The 12,525-nt window shown below is 57.9% G+C and carries 14 protein-coding genes, 1 tRNA gene and 1 riboswitch; of the genes, 11 read left to right on the forward strand and 4 right to left on the reverse strand.

What is annotated here, in order from left to right; genetic code table 11:
• Nucleotides 1-36 precede the first annotated feature (36 nt).
• The 3 genes from pstB (at nucleotide 37) to phoB (ending at nucleotide 2,473) form a co-directional block, all read left to right on the forward strand.
• Complete coding sequence (gene pstB / locus AC27VJ_RS01810) at nucleotides 37-852, forward strand: phosphate ABC transporter ATP-binding protein PstB (RefSeq protein WP_113088789.1); 816 nt, start codon at nucleotides 37-39, stop codon at nucleotides 850-852.
• 87 nt (nucleotides 853-939) lie between these two features.
• Nucleotides 940-1,656 (forward strand): phosphate signaling complex protein PhoU, encoded by a 717-nt coding sequence (gene phoU / locus AC27VJ_RS01815; RefSeq protein WP_488682593.1) that lies wholly within the window; start codon nucleotides 940-942, stop codon nucleotides 1,654-1,656.
• Between the two features lie 133 nt (nucleotides 1,657-1,789).
• On the forward strand, nucleotides 1,790-2,473 hold the full coding sequence (gene phoB / locus AC27VJ_RS01820) for a phosphate regulon transcriptional regulator PhoB (protein ID WP_045229896.1): 684 nt from the start codon (nucleotides 1,790-1,792) through the stop codon (nucleotides 2,471-2,473).
• A gap of 45 nt (nucleotides 2,474-2,518) precedes the next feature.
• Here the strand turns inward: phoB and AC27VJ_RS01825 are convergent, their stop codons facing one another.
• Entirely contained in the window at nucleotides 2,519-2,797 is a 279-nt protein-coding gene (locus AC27VJ_RS01825) for a hypothetical protein (RefSeq protein ID WP_488682594.1), read from the reverse strand.
• A gap of 201 nt (nucleotides 2,798-2,998) precedes the next feature.
• Here AC27VJ_RS01825 and AC27VJ_RS01830 point away from each other — a divergent pair, with 201 nt between their 5' ends.
• The 3 genes from AC27VJ_RS01830 to AC27VJ_RS01840 all read left to right on the forward strand — a co-directional run bounded on the left by AC27VJ_RS01830 (nucleotide 2,999) and on the right by AC27VJ_RS01840 (nucleotide 4,080).
• Nucleotides 2,999-3,208 (forward strand): cold-shock protein, encoded by a 210-nt coding sequence (locus AC27VJ_RS01830; protein WP_045229895.1) that lies wholly within the window; start codon nucleotides 2,999-3,001, stop codon nucleotides 3,206-3,208.
• A 224-nt stretch (nucleotides 3,209-3,432) separates the two neighbouring features.
• On the forward strand, nucleotides 3,433-3,654 hold the full coding sequence (locus tag AC27VJ_RS01835; protein ID WP_113088791.1) for a hypothetical protein: 222 nt from the start codon (nucleotides 3,433-3,435) through the stop codon (nucleotides 3,652-3,654).
• Between the two features lie 36 nt (nucleotides 3,655-3,690).
• Nucleotides 3,691-4,080: a DUF6481 family protein gene (locus AC27VJ_RS01840; RefSeq protein ID WP_113088792.1), complete on the forward strand. Its 390-nt coding sequence runs from the start codon at nucleotides 3,691-3,693 to the stop codon at nucleotides 4,078-4,080.
• 522 nt (nucleotides 4,081-4,602) lie between these two features.
• Here the strand turns inward: AC27VJ_RS01840 and AC27VJ_RS01845 are convergent.
• Complete coding sequence (locus tag AC27VJ_RS01845) at nucleotides 4,603-5,133, reverse strand: GcrA family cell cycle regulator (protein WP_353576871.1); 531 nt, start codon at nucleotides 5,131-5,133, stop codon at nucleotides 4,603-4,605.
• A 435-nt stretch (nucleotides 5,134-5,568) separates the two neighbouring features.
• On the opposite strand from AC27VJ_RS01845, the gene AC27VJ_RS01850 reads away from it, so the two are divergent.
• From AC27VJ_RS01850 to AC27VJ_RS01860, 3 genes are all read left to right on the forward strand, one after another.
• Nucleotides 5,569-6,777 carry an aspartate aminotransferase family protein gene (locus AC27VJ_RS01850; protein ID WP_488682595.1) on the forward strand — a complete coding sequence of 403 codons (1,209 nt, stop codon included), beginning with the start codon at nucleotides 5,569-5,571 and terminating at the stop codon, nucleotides 6,775-6,777.
• Nucleotides 6,778-6,838: 61 nt separating this feature from the next.
• Complete coding sequence (gene argF, locus AC27VJ_RS01855) at nucleotides 6,839-7,756, forward strand: ornithine carbamoyltransferase (RefSeq protein WP_488682596.1); 918 nt, start codon at nucleotides 6,839-6,841, stop codon at nucleotides 7,754-7,756.
• Nucleotides 7,757-8,088: 332 nt separating this feature from the next.
• Nucleotides 8,089-9,081 carry an Hsp33 family molecular chaperone gene (locus AC27VJ_RS01860; protein ID WP_488682597.1) on the forward strand — a complete coding sequence of 331 codons (993 nt, stop codon included), beginning with the start codon at nucleotides 8,089-8,091 and terminating at the stop codon, nucleotides 9,079-9,081.
• A gap of 30 nt (nucleotides 9,082-9,111) precedes the next feature.
• Here AC27VJ_RS01860 and apaG read toward each other — a convergent pair whose 3' ends face one another.
• Together apaG and AC27VJ_RS01870 are read right to left on the reverse strand one after the other, a co-directional pair.
• Nucleotides 9,112-9,504: a Co2+/Mg2+ efflux protein ApaG gene (apaG, locus tag AC27VJ_RS01865; RefSeq protein WP_488682598.1), complete on the reverse strand. Its 393-nt coding sequence runs from the start codon at nucleotides 9,502-9,504 to the stop codon at nucleotides 9,112-9,114.
• A 302-nt stretch (nucleotides 9,505-9,806) separates the two neighbouring features.
• Nucleotides 9,807-10,991 carry an O-succinylhomoserine sulfhydrylase gene (locus AC27VJ_RS01870; protein ID WP_488682599.1) on the reverse strand — a complete coding sequence of 395 codons (1,185 nt, stop codon included), beginning with the start codon at nucleotides 10,989-10,991 and terminating at the stop codon, nucleotides 9,807-9,809.
• Between the two features lie 43 nt (nucleotides 10,992-11,034).
• Nucleotides 11,035-11,113, reverse strand: a riboswitch (SAM riboswitch).
• A gap of 75 nt (nucleotides 11,114-11,188) precedes the next feature.
• Here AC27VJ_RS01870 and AC27VJ_RS01875 point away from each other — a divergent pair.
• Both AC27VJ_RS01875 and AC27VJ_RS01880 read left to right on the forward strand, forming a co-directional pair.
• Nucleotides 11,189-12,286, forward strand: a complete 1,098-nt coding sequence (locus tag AC27VJ_RS01875) for a 2'-deoxycytidine 5'-triphosphate deaminase (RefSeq protein ID WP_488682600.1) — start codon at nucleotides 11,189-11,191, stop codon at nucleotides 12,284-12,286.
• Between the two features lie 50 nt (nucleotides 12,287-12,336).
• Nucleotides 12,337-12,410: transfer RNA gene (locus AC27VJ_RS01880), tRNA-Gly, on the forward strand.
• Nucleotides 12,411-12,525: the final 115 nt, after the last annotated feature.

Below are 12,525 nucleotides of genomic sequence, written 5' to 3' on the forward strand. Positions count from 1 at the left end.
AGCATGCGATGTAACAAACACCGGGAGCTTGAGGCTATGAATATGTTGTCGGAAGCAGCAGTTGAAAAGGCGCTGGACAAGAAAATGAATGAAGTAACATACAAGATGATCGGCAAGGACGTTTCCGTTTATTATAGCGAGAAGCGTGCCCTTTACGATGTGAACCTCAATGTGCGTGAAAACACCGTGACGGCGCTCATCGGACCGTCTGGCTGTGGCAAGTCCACTTTCCTGCGCACGCTGAACCGCATGAACGACACCATCGACAGTTGCCGCGTTACCGGCAAGATCACGCTCGATGAAGACGATATATACGATCAGACGATCGACGTGGTGGAACTGCGCGCCCGCGTCGGCATGGTGTTCCAGAAGCCGAACCCTTTCCCGAAGACGATCTACGAAAACATCGCCTACGGTCCCCGCATCCATGGTCTGGCCCGCAACAAGGCGGATATGGATCAGATCGTCGAGTCCAGCCTTCAGAAGGCCGGTCTGTGGAACGAAGCCAAGGATCGTCTGCACGAATCCGGCACCGGCCTGTCCGGCGGTCAGCAGCAGCGTCTGTGCATCGCCCGCGCCATTGCGGTTTCTCCAGAAGTCATCCTCATGGATGAGCCCTGCTCGGCGCTGGACCCGATTGCAACCGCCAAAGTCGAAGAACTGATCCACGAGCTGCGCGCCAATTACACCATCGTCATCGTTACCCACTCCATGCAGCAGGCAGCCCGCGTGTCGCAGCGAACCGCCATGTTCCATCTGGGCCATCTGGTGGAAGAAAACGACACCGATAAGATGTTCACCAACCCGGATGACCAGCGCACGCAGGACTATATCATGGGTCGCTTCGGCTGATCTGACGCTGGTTCAAACCCTTCGCATGGCACCGCTTGAGCCCAACTGGGCTTGCGGGCCAGTGCATCGAAACTGGAGACTTCGAACATGTCGACACATTCCCATATTATGTCCGCCTATGATGATGAACTGAAGTTCCTCACCCGCCGCATCGCCGAAATGGGTGGTCTGGCTGAACAGATGTGCGCTGATGCGGTGCGGGCGCTGGTCAATTCCGATGCAGCGCTGGCCCAGAAGGTCATCTCTGATGATACGATCCTCGATCACGCCGAGCGCGAGATCGGCGACAAGGCCATCGTCACCATCGCCAAGCGTCAGCCTATGGCGGCCGACCTTCGCGAAATCATCGGTTCGCTGCGCATTGCCGCCGATCTGGAGCGCGTAGGCGACCTTGGCAAGAACACCGCCAAGCGCGTCATTGCCGTTGCTGGCACGGGCGTTCCGCGCAAGCTGGCCCGTGGTCTCGAGCATCTGTCGGAACTGGCACTGGTGCAGCTGAAGGAAGTGCTGGACGTCTATTCCACACGTTCCGTAGAAAAGGCGCAGGCCATCCGCGAGCGCGACGAAGAGATCGACGCCATGTACACCTCGCTGTTCCGCGAGCTGTTGACCTACATGATGGAAGATCCGCGTAACATCACCACCTGCACGCATCTGCTGTTCTGCGCAAAGAACATCGAGCGCGTTGGCGACCATGCGACCAATATCGCAGAAACCATCTACTACATGGCCACCGGCAGCCAGCCGGAAGGCGAGCGTCCGAAGGACGATAGTTCCAACACGCTCGGTGCAGTAACCGAGTAAGTTTTACAGCATCGGCACTTTGGATCGGAAACGATCTTCGGAATGCCGATGTGTAGATCAACAGGCCAGAGCGTCCGTGATGCGTCCAAATGAACGCATGGCGCTCTGGTAAGACTGGCGGAGTCCCAAGCCTATGGTGCCGAAAATCGCAGTTGTCGAAGATGAAGAGGCTTTGAGTGTTCTTCTTCGTTACAATCTGGAATCCGAAGGTTACGATGTCGACACCATTCCCCGTGGCGACGAGGCGGAAATCCGCCTGCAGGAGCGGACGCCGGATCTGCTGATCCTGGACTGGATGCTGCCGGGCGTTTCCGGCATCGAATTGTGCCGTCGCCTGAGAATGCGCCCCGAGACCGAACGCCTGCCGATCATCATGTTGACGGCACGCGGTGAGGAAAGCGAGCGCGTGCGCGGACTGGCCACGGGCGCAGACGACTATGTGGTCAAGCCCTTCTCCACGCCGGAACTGATGGCGCGCGTCAAAGCCATGCTGCGTCGCGCCCGCCCGGAAGTTCTGTCGTCTGTCCTGAAATGCGGTGACATCGAGCTGGATCGCGAAACGCATCGTGTTCACCGCAAGACCCGCGAAGTGCGCCTCGGACCAACCGAATTCCGCCTGCTGGAGTTCCTGATGGTCTCTCCCGGCCGCGTCTTCTCCCGCTCGCAACTTCTCGACGGCGTCTGGGGTCACGATATCTATGTGGACGAACGCACGGTCGATGTTCATGTCGGTCGTCTGCGCAAGGCTCTGAACTTCTCCAACATGCAGGATGTGATCCGCACCGTTCGCGGCGCTGGCTATTCTATGGAAGCCTGACGGGCGGCTCCATCACTGATCTTTCGCACAATGCGCGCTGTTGCCTCACCGGGTCAACGGCGCGCGTTTTGTATTTTTGCGCAGCTTAGGCAGGAATGTGTACGAGAAGGGGAGCCATCTCCAGCCGGTCACGAAGATATATTTTTGACCCCTTTGAACTGGTTTGCGCCAGAAGTTGCGGATGGAAAGGGGAGGCGGGGATATCCGCTTGCCGCGCAGTTTTCCTGAGTAAAAACAAAGGGCAGGTAAATTTTCAAAATTGAAAATCCAGCACGGATTATTATATTTCTGAAGAGGCTGCTGCGTTGCAAGATAAACGCTCATTTCAATGATCTGAAATTTAAAGTTTGACTATCCGGTCATAACCCTCTATCACTGGTTTATCGATATTTTGCTTGCTGAGCTTTGGTTGCCGCGCGATTAGCACCGCGTTTTGAACTAACCCTTTCCTTCAAAAAAATCGCTATACTCGCACACAGGGCGTCAGTTCTGTGATCTATAACTTATGCTTTGAAAGGGTTCATTATGACCACAGGCACAGTAAAATGGTTTAACTCCACCAAGGGCTTCGGCTTCATTCAGCCAGACAACGGCGGCACAGACGCATTCGTACACATCTCCGCTGTAGAGCGTGCAGGTATGCGCGAAATCGTTGAAGGCCAGAAGCTGAGCTACGACCTTGAGCGCGACAACAAGTCGGGCAAAATGTCGGCCTGCAATCTCCAGGCTGCTTAATACGGACTCCGCTTTCCTTTGACCACGGATGTACTGGCACTGTCGAAAGCATGAGACCAAGCGAGGTCAGGCACGTTGCCTGGCCTTTTTTTGTGCCGCCCGGCGGTACAGGCTTCGGACAAGGCGCCCATGGGCGCAAACGCTCCGGGCCACTCTATCCACCCCGCAGCGGCGTTTTTGGAAATCGATCCCGATTTCGGCTGATGCGACAGGAAGGAAATTCCATGTCTGAAACACACAGCAAATCTCGCCAGCAGGCGGAAATCGCATTCGGTGAAACGCAGTCGCAGTTCTTTGCACGCGGCCATGCGGTTGACGAACTCAATTCGATTGCCCAGGCGCGTGATGAAAAGACGCAGCGCCTGCGTGAAGCGCGCCTTGCCAAGGAACTGCAAGACAGCCTGGCACCTGCCAAGACACCCGCAAAGCGTGCTAAGAAATCCTGACCCTGATGGGTACGGCACCTCAACTGGAATAGAGACTTGAGAAACAACAAAAACGTTAAAAACAGTGAACTGACTGACCGCCGCAGCGCCGCTGCTGAGGCCAAGGCTGCCCTTCTGCAGGCCTATAAGGCCGCCAAGGAAGCCGCCGAACCCAACCGGGAAGCCAAGCAGGCAGAACGCATCGCCGTGGCGGAAGCCCGCGAAGCGCGTCGTGCCGAGCGCGAGCAGCAGAAGCGCGAAGAGCAGAGCCGCCTCGAAGCGGAACGGCTGGCGCATGAAGCCGAGCTTGAAGCCGCTGCGACTGCCGAAGAAGACGCCCGCAAGCTGGCCGATAAAAACCGCGTCGCCCGCGTCATCGAAGATGAGGCCGCCCGCAAGGCCGAGCGCGACCGTCGCTACGCCAACCGCAAGGCCCGCCAGGGTTAAAGCTATCTGCCATGATCCAGCAGCCATTCGAATGAAGGGCTGCGGTCTGGCGGGATGGACCTGTTGTCATTCGTGCTTGCGGAAACATTGGCGGTTACGCCGCCAATCAGAGGTGCCCGGCATCTCTGCGCATCCAGTGCGCCCGCGGAGCCGTCCTGAACGTTCTGCAGAACTGCTTTTCCCACATAGGTGAAATCCGGTCACAAGACTTCCGTTTCATGGAAGTCTTGTGTCATTGCAAGCAGGCATAGCTCAGCAGTTTGTAAGAGCATATGGCGCTATAAGGCTATAAAAGCCACGCCCAATATCCCGAGAAAGATAGAGCAAGCTTCATCGCTTTTGGCCGCGTGCGCAACTGGCGTGAAATTTCGGCCTATCAAAGCGATGGGCAGGTGTCGGCGCCTTAGTTGACGTTTGTCGATCCCATCGATCGTTGGCTCTGACTTCCTCTTTTGATCGTAGGCATGAAAAAAGCGGGCCAATGGACCCGCTTTTTTATCTCTTGCAATATGTCTGCTGCCCTTAAGCGCGACGGCGTTCGCTTACTGGCTGGTAAGCCATCTTCGCGTGGAACTTGCAGTAAGGCGAGGACTCGGAAGCTTCGCAGCCGCAGAAATGGAAGTCGTCCTTCAGCGGGTCACCGACTGGCCACTTGCAGGTGCGCTCGGTCAGTTCCGTCAGCGTCAGGCGCAGAGATGTTGGCAACGAGGCATTGTTGACGGGAACATATTCCAGAACCTGTGCCGTATCGATGTCCAGATCGTCCTTCAGCGCGGTGGCGCCAACCGTGCGGGGCGCCGGGCGTGCTGTTGCCGGGCGGGCTGGAAAGTTGGTTGCGCGGGGTGCCGTAGGGGCTGCAGGGCGCTTGGCGGCGGGGCGTGAGGTTGCAACCGTGCCACCGGCCTTTGCACGGCCTGGCAGGTTCAAACGGTGGACCTTGCCGATGACGGCGTTACGGCTGACGCCGCCGAGCTGGGCTGCGATCTGGCTGGCGCTCAGCCCTTCGGACCACAGTCTTTTGAGTTTCTCGACTCGTTCATCCGTCCAGTTCATACTGCTTCTCCGCTGGTCGCGCAGGCAGAATCCTTCTACGATGCCGTGGAGCGAACCACGCGCAGAATATCCGCCAGATTGTAGGTGACTAGGTCCGCCGCTTGCAGTCTAGTAATTGAGAGTTAACCTAATCGTAGGCCGACTCCGTGACAAGAGTCGGGAGAATCATCTGGAATCGATTTTCCGGTTTTCCCCAACTTGCTGCGTTCGTGAGTCAGAAAAGCAACACTTTGTAGGTCAGTAAAACCGCTCTACCAAGGCTTGAGAATGCCTGACAATGCGGACATTTGTTGACATCCCAGAATGAAGTGACAATAGTGCGCTCGCACGACAGGAAATACCCGAAGCCGCCGCGAGGCGGCATTTTTGATTTTCAGGCACGGAGCAACCGGTAAGCCCTATTGACAGCGCCTTTGCGCAGGGAGTGATGCAGCCATGGCCGACGCCGCGCCCCAAAGCGGATCATTGTTCGATACGTTTTCCAGAGCCCCGTTGCGCTTCGAGCGAGGAGAGGGCGTTTGGCTCGTCACCGAGAGCGGCGAGCGATATCTGGATTTCGGTGCGGGCGTGGCCGTCACTTCGGTCGGCCACAGCCATCCGCACATGGTGGATGCTCTTAAGTCGCAGGCAGAAAAGGTCTGGCACCTATCTAACCTCTATGAGGTTCCGGGACAGGAAACGCTGGCCACACGTCTGACGGATGCAACTTTTGCGGGTAAGGTCTTCTTCACCAATTCGGGTGCGGAAGCGCTGGAATGCGCCATCAAGACCGCGCGCCGGTACCATTATACGCATGGCAATCCGGAAAAATTCCGCATCATCACCTTTGAAGGTGCGTTCCACGGTCGTACCCTGGCAACCATCGCCGCGGGCGGCCAGCCGAAATATATTGAAGGCTTCGGCCCCAAGGTCGAAGGTTTCGATCAAGTGCCGTTTGGCGATCTTGAAGCGCTGAAGGCGGCCATTGTGCCGGAAACCGCAGCGCTGCTGATCGAGCCCATTCAGGGCGAAGGCGGTATTCGCGTTGTCGATCCGGATTTCCTGCGCACGCTGCGCGCGCTGTGCGAAGAGCATGGCCTGCTGCTGATTTTCGATGAGGTCCAGACTGGCGTTGGCCGTACTGGCAAGTTCTTTGCCTATGAATGGTCGGGCGTTGCTCCGGATATCATGGCCGTGGCCAAGGGTATCGGTGGCGGCTTCCCTTTCGGCGCATGCCTTGCAACGGCAGAAGCAGCATCCGGCATGACGGCTGGCGTTCACGGCACGACCTATGGCGGCAACCCGCTGGCTATGGCTTGCGGCAATGCGGTGCTGGACATAGTTCTGGCCGATGGCTTCCTCCAGCATGTGCGTGATGTCGCGCTGGTGTTCCGTCAGGGGCTGGCGTCGCTGAAGGATCGTTTCCCCGACGTGATCGATGAAATTCGTGGAGAGGGCCTGTTGCTGGGCGTCAAGGCCAAGGTGCCGTCTGCCGACCTGCTGCATGCCATTCGCGCCGAGCATCTTCTCGGCGTTCCCGCTGGCGATAACGTCATTCGTCTGCTGCCGCCACTGGTGGTGACGGCAGAGGAAGCGCGCGAAGGCCTGGCACGTCTGGAAAAGGCGGCGGAAGCACTCACCACGAAATTGGCGAAGAGCGCCTGAGGGGCGCATGTTCAGGCCAGCGTCGATAACGACGCGGCCTGCATCGATGGGACAGCATAAAATGGCATCAGCAAAACATTTTCTAGACCTTTCGGCCGTCGGTTCGGAAGACCTACGGGTCATCATGGACGACGCACGCGCCCGCAAGATCGCCACCAAGAATGGCACGGCGGAAAAGCCGCTGGCCGGCAAGATGCTGGCGATGATCTTCGAAAAGCCCTCCACCCGTACCCGCGTTTCCTTCGATGTCGGCATGCGCCAGCTCGGCGGCGAAACGCTGTTTCTGTCAGGCACTGAAATGCAGCTAGGCCGCGCTGAGACCATTGGCGATACGGCCAAGGTTCTGTCGCGTTATGTGGATGCGATCATGATCCGCACCACGGATCATTCCCGCCTGCTGGAGCTTGCCGAACACGCAACGGTCCCGGTTATCAATGGCCTGACGGATGACACGCACCCCTGCCAGATTATGGCCGATATCCTGACTTTCGAAGAGCATCGCGGTCCGGTCAAGGGCAAGACGATTGCCTGGACAGGTGATGGCAACAACGTGCTGCATTCGCTGGTCGAAGGGTCCGCCCGCTTCGGTTACAAGATGAACATGGCTGTTCCTATGGGCTCGGAGCCGCATGACCGCTTCCTCAACTGGGCGCGCAACAATGGCGGCGAGATCATGCTGTGCCATGATGCGGAACGCGCGGTCGATGGCGCCGATTGCATCGTCACCGATACCTGGGTCTCCATGAACCAGGAACACAAGGCACGCGGCCACAACATCTTCCAGCCCTATCAGGTCAATGCGGCCCTGATGGGCAAGGCCAATAAGGACGCGCTCTTCATGCACTGCCTGCCCGCCCACCGCGGCGAAGAGGTTACGGACGAGGTCATCGATGGGCCGCAGTCGGTCGTCTTCGATGAGGCGGAAAACCGCCTGCATGCGCAAAAGGCCATCATCGCCTGGTGCATGGGCGTCATCTGACGGGACCGCGCCTGAGCGCTTGAATTTCAGGCGTGGCTTCCTATTTCTAGCCCAGTTCAATGCCGCCGTTTGCTGAAAACGGCGGCTTTTCATCAATTGTTCGCCGCATGATGGCCCAGCACTGCTTTGCTTTCTGAAAGAAAGCGGGGCAGGAAGCACAAAGCTGTTTTCGGACAATCTGCCGTTTTAACGAAAGTTAAGGCGGCGGAGTGGTTCCGTTTTCATCGTCCCCGGTCTATCTGTGCAGTACGAACATAATGCCTGCCGGTCGGTACCTTCTCGGTCTCGATCACCCCGCGTGTAGCGCGGGCAAGGCGTCAAGGAGTTAGGATATGGCAGACGCAACGGTACAGCTGGACGAACTCACATTTGCTGGCGATGACAAGGTCGTTCCCTTTCAGGTGGACGGGCTGGATGTGCGCGGTCGCGCCGTGCAGGTCGGCCCGCTGCTGAACACCATTCTGGAACGGCATGAGTACCCACCGGTCGTCGCCTGTCTTCTGGCAGAGGCCGTGGTGCTGACAGCGCTTATCGGCACGTCGCTGAAATTCTCCGGCAAGCTGACACTCCAGACCAAGGGCGATGGCCCTGTGGATTTGCTGGTCGCGGATTTTTCCGCGCCGGAAAACATGCGCGCCTATGCCCGCTTCGATGAGGAGCGGCTGGCGGAAGCCATGGCTGCGGGTGAGACCTCGCCCGAGCAACTGCTCGGCAACGGCATCCTCGCCTTCACCATCGATCAGGGCGTGGGCATGCAGCCCTATCAGGGCATCGTGCCGCTGGATGGTTCTTCGCTGGAAGACATTGCGGGCGTTTATTTCCGCCAGTCAGAGCAGTTGCCCACCCGCGTGCGCCTCGGCGTTGCCGAACTCTTCGACCGTGATGCCGATGGCAAGCCACGCCACAACTGGCGCGCGGGCGGCATCATCGCCCAGTTCCTGCCGCAAGCGCCGGAACGCCTACGCCAGCGTGATTTGCACGGCGGCGATGGCGACGAAGGTGCGGCGGAGTATTCGGAAGACGATGCATGGACGGAAGCGGTTGCCCTGATCGACACCGTCGATATGGACGAGCTGACGGACCCGCAGGTGCCCTCTGAAAAGCTGCTTTTCCGCCTGTTTCACGAACAGGGCGTCCGCGTCTATGAACCGCAACTGATCGTGGATCGCTGCAATTGCTCTCGAGAGAAGATCAAGGGCGTACTGTCAGGCTTTTCCGCAGAGGAAATTCACGACAGCCAGGAAGACGGCGTCATCTCCGTGACCTGCGAATTCTGCTCGACGACCTATCATTACCCCGTCGAGGAATTGTCTACGGTCAATTAATGAAAAAGGCGTGATCAGCTGCCGCCTTTTTTAATTCAAAACCCGCGTCAAACCAGGGCTGTCCAGAGAAAATGCCGGTATCGCGACGATGAAGACTTCGCCGGTATCCGCCTGCATCTCGTAATGGCCGAACATCATGCCGGATGGCGTGTCCAGCGGGCAGCCGGAGGAATACTCATAGGTGTCACCGGGCTTGAGGTGTGGCTGCTCGCCAATCACGCCGGGTCCGGAGACTTCGTCCACCTGCCCGTTTTCATCGGTAATGTGCCAGTAGCGATTGACCAGCGTCACCGCCAGATCCGAATTGTTGGAAATCACGACTGTGTAGCCCCAGACATAGCGATTGTCGTCCGGGTCGGACTGCTCTTCAAGATAATAGGGGTCGACTGTGACCTCGATATCTCTTGTCAGTGCACGATACATTCACAGGGCCCTAAGTAATTGCTGTTCAATCATTCTAGACTACAGGCGCATGCCATCGTCAAGAAAGTGTAAAGCCATATTAGCTGTACTTCACAGAACAGTCGCGCATTTCGTCGATCAGGGATAAGATTAATGGTAAATGCTGGTGATTACAGCGTGTTAGCGCCGTTGCCACCCGTCTCTTGGATATAGGTCTATCGCAGATCAATTAAACATTTCTCTGCAAAATGCGTTTCACGATCCCGCAGTTGTGACTGACAGGGAAGGGGCGGCCCGGTAAATCTCCGGACCGCTTTTTCATATCAGGCGGAAACCTTGGCGAGGGCTGCTGCGAAGTCTTCCAGCAGGTCGTCGGTATCTTCGATGCCGCAGGAGAGACGCAACGTGCCGCCGGAAATGCCGAGCTCCGCACGGGCTTCATCCGTCAGGTTTTTGTGCGTGGTCGTGCCGGGATGCGTAATCAGGCTCTTGGCATCGCCGAGATTGTTGGAAATCTTGACGACATCAAGCGCGTTCTGCAACTGGAACGCCGCTTCCTTGCCGCCCTTCAGTTCGAAGCAGACCAGCGTCGAGCCGCCGGTCATCTGCTTGGCAATGATATCGGCCTGCGGATGGTCGGCGCGTCCGGGGTAGATCACCTTGGCAATCTTACCCTGATCCGCAAGGAAATCAGCAATCTTAACTGCATTGGCCGTCTGCTGACGCACGCGAAGCGGCAGGGTCTCGATGCCCTTCAGCAGGGTCCAGGCGTTGAAGGGAGACATGGCCGGGCCGGTATGGCGGAAATAATCCTGAAGCTCTTCCTCAATCCACTTCTTGTCGGAAAGCACGACGCCGCCAAGGCAGCGGCCCTGACCATCGATGTGTTTGGTGGCCGAGTAGACGACGATATGAGCGCCCAGTTCCAGAGGCTTCTGGAAAAGTGGCGTGGCGAACACGTTGTCGACAACCACTTTCGCGCCGATCTGGTTGGCCAGTTTTGCAACGCCTGCGATATCAACCACTTCCAAGGTCGGGTTGGTGGGGCTTTCCAGGAAGAAGAGCTTGGTGTTCGGCTGGATCGCCTTTTCCCAATTGGCCAGATCACGACCGTCGATCAGCGTGCATTCGATGCCGTATTTCGGTGCCAGCGTCTCGACAACCCAGCGGCAGGAACCGAACAGCGCGCGCGCAGCAACGATGTGATCGCCAGCCTTGAGCTGGCACAGAATGGCGGCGCTGACGGCAGCCATGCCGGATGCCGTGGCGCGGGCGTCTTCGGCGCCTTCCAGCAGGCACATGCGCTTTTCGAACATGTCGTTGGTGGGGCTTGCGTAACGGGCATAGATGAAGCCATCCGTCTCGCCCTTGAAGCGGGCCTCTGCGGCCTCCGAACTGTCATAGACGAAGCCCTGTGTCAGGTAGATCGCCTCGGATGTCTCGCCATATGGAGAACGCAGTGTGCCGCCGTGTACCAGCTGTGTTGCCGGGCGCCATTTCTTGCTCATGTCATCACCTTACAAACAAAAAAACCGGCCGCAAAAGCAGACCGGTTACAAGCACCCGGTCTTTTTAGCCACTTATTTAACGTGGCTGCAAGCCGACCGGCCAAATCACCACGGGATAAGATTGCCTTAACTCCGTTAACGACTTGCGTCAATGCTTTCCTTTTGGTTTTGTCGCCGTGAAAAGGGATGATGAAACCATGACGAGAACGACGGGCATATTGGCGGATGGCGCGATCCGGGAACTGTTCGGCTCTGGCCAGCTGAAGAGCGAACGGGCGCTGGATGCCGACCAGGTTCAGCCTGCCAGCCTCGATCTGCGTCTGGGTGCGAAAGCCTATCGCGTCCGCGCCAGCTTCATGCCCGGTCCCTCCACCAAGGTCATCGAAAAGCTGACCCGCCTCAGCCTGCACGAGATCGATCTCAGCGAAGGCGCGGTGCTGGAAACCGGCTGCGTCTACATCGTGCCCCTGATGGAGAGCCTCGCGCTCCCAGCAGCTATGTCGGCCTCTGCCAACCCGAAAAGCTCCACGGGCCGTCTGGATATCTTCACCCGCGTCATCACCGATTACGCGCAGGAATTCGACAAGATCCCGGCTGGTTATAACGGCCCGCTCTATCTCGAAATCAGCCCGCGCACCTTCCCCATCGTCGTGCGTCAGGGCTCACGCCTGTCGCAAATCCGTTTCCGCATCGGCCATTCCGTGCTCAATGAGGCGGAATTGTTGAGCCTGCATGAAGCCGACACGCTGGTCGCCAGCGATACTCCTAACGTTTCCGGCGGCGGCATCGCCCTTTCCATCGATCTGCAGGGCTTCGGTGAACATGGCCTGATCGGTTATCGCGGCAAACATCACACCGCCGTTGTTGATGTGGACCAGAAAGCAGCCCACGACGTGCTGGATTTCTGGGAGCCGATCCACGCTCGCGGTCGCGCAGAACTCATCCTCGATCCTGATGAATTCTATATCCTCGTATCGCAGGAAGCCGTCCACGTTCCTCCGCTTTACGCAGCCGAAATGACCCCCTTCGACCCGCTGGTCGGCGAATTCCGTGTCCACTACGCCGGCTTCTTCGACCCCGGCTTCGGCCACGCCAGCGCCGGCGGCACCGGCAGCCGCGCCGTCCTCGAAGTTCGAAGCCACGAAGTTCCCTTCATCCTGGAACACGGCCAAATCGTTGGCCGTTTGGTCTACGAACATATGCTGACCAAACCCGAAGGCCTCTACGGCGCGGGCCTAGGCTCCAACTATCAGGCCCAGGGCCTCAAACTCTCCAAACACTTTCGCGCCGAGTAACCCGGCCGAGTCTTGACAGCCCACTGGAACTATCAGACCTTGGGATCTGCGCGGGTGTAGCTCAATGGTAGAGCAGCAGCTTCCCAAGCTGAATACGAGGGTTCGATTCCCTTCACTCGCTCCATCAACCTTTTCAATCACTTACAGCCGGTTCGGTTTGCGGATTTTGGGCCGGTTTCACAGCAAGTTTTACACCGGCATTGATTTGCCGGATGATCGCCCGCGTTGCTGTATCCCTG

This window comes from Agrobacterium sp. 20P9.1.2, assembly GCF_057799395.1.

What these genes read in the sequence shown, in the direction of transcription:
- AC27VJ_RS01825 (WP_488682594.1), bottom strand. Translation starts at nt 2,797, where the DNA reads ATGAGCGTTTATCTTGCAACGCAGCAGCCTCTTCAGAAATATAATAAT.
- AC27VJ_RS01860 (WP_488682597.1), top strand. Translation starts at nt 8,089, where the DNA reads ATGGCAGACGCAACGGTACAGCTGGACGAACTCACATTTGCTGGCGAT.
- argF (WP_488682596.1), top strand. Translation starts at nt 6,839, where the DNA reads ATGGCATCAGCAAAACATTTTCTAGACCTTTCGGCCGTCGGTTCGGAA.
- AC27VJ_RS01875 (WP_488682600.1), top strand. Translation starts at nt 11,189, where the DNA reads ATGACGAGAACGACGGGCATATTGGCGGATGGCGCGATCCGGGAACTG.
- AC27VJ_RS01835 (WP_113088791.1), top strand. Translation starts at nt 3,433, where the DNA reads ATGTCTGAAACACACAGCAAATCTCGCCAGCAGGCGGAAATCGCATTC.
- phoB (WP_045229896.1), top strand. Translation starts at nt 1,790, where the DNA reads ATGGTGCCGAAAATCGCAGTTGTCGAAGATGAAGAGGCTTTGAGTGTT.
- phoU (WP_488682593.1), top strand. Translation starts at nt 940, where the DNA reads ATGTCGACACATTCCCATATTATGTCCGCCTATGATGATGAACTGAAG.
- AC27VJ_RS01850 (WP_488682595.1), top strand. Translation starts at nt 5,569, where the DNA reads ATGGCCGACGCCGCGCCCCAAAGCGGATCATTGTTCGATACGTTTTCC.
- apaG (WP_488682598.1), bottom strand. Translation starts at nt 9,504, where the DNA reads ATGTATCGTGCACTGACAAGAGATATCGAGGTCACAGTCGACCCCTAT.
- AC27VJ_RS01845 (WP_353576871.1), bottom strand. Translation starts at nt 5,133, where the DNA reads ATGAACTGGACGGATGAACGAGTCGAGAAACTCAAAAGACTGTGGTCC.
- AC27VJ_RS01830 (WP_045229895.1), top strand. Translation starts at nt 2,999, where the DNA reads ATGACCACAGGCACAGTAAAATGGTTTAACTCCACCAAGGGCTTCGGC.
- AC27VJ_RS01870 (WP_488682599.1), bottom strand. Translation starts at nt 10,991, where the DNA reads ATGAGCAAGAAATGGCGCCCGGCAACACAGCTGGTACACGGCGGCACA.
- pstB (WP_113088789.1), top strand. Translation starts at nt 37, where the DNA reads ATGAATATGTTGTCGGAAGCAGCAGTTGAAAAGGCGCTGGACAAGAAA.